Below are 382 nucleotides of genomic sequence, written 5' to 3' on the forward strand. Positions count from 1 at the left end.
TAACTTCGCGGCATTGGATTGTCGCTGCCCACACCCAACTCCGCCTCGCCCGCCCTCTGGTGACTGACCTGCGACGCCCATGGGAGAAACCGGCCGAACCGAACAGGCTCACCCCCGCCCGGGTCCGCCGCGGGTTCCGACACCTGCACGCCAGAACCTCAACGCCAGCCGCAGTGCCGAAACCCTCCCAGCCCGGCCCCGGTCGCCCGCCCGGCTCGAAGAACCGCCGCCCCGCGAACCGCTACGACGTGGGCCTACTCCTAGCCGTCGGCCAGCCCTACCGCCGACCAACCCATCACAAGGTCGGGACCAAACCACGCCGCACCGGATAAATCACAAGCTTAAAAAAGCACTTGCTCTACATCAAGTACTAGATCAAGCG

General features: G+C 65.4%; 1 pseudogene. It reads left to right on the plus strand.

The features are described from left to right. A pseudogene (locus tag CCN51_RS59005) lies at positions 1 to 332 on the plus strand (NF041680 family putative transposase); the annotation flags it as partial. Positions 333 to 382 lie beyond the last annotated feature (50 nt).

The sequence above is a fragment of the Streptomyces milbemycinicus genome, from assembly GCF_002154605.1.
Classification (GTDB): domain Bacteria; phylum Actinomycetota; class Actinomycetes; order Streptomycetales; family Streptomycetaceae; genus Streptomyces; species Streptomyces milbemycinicus.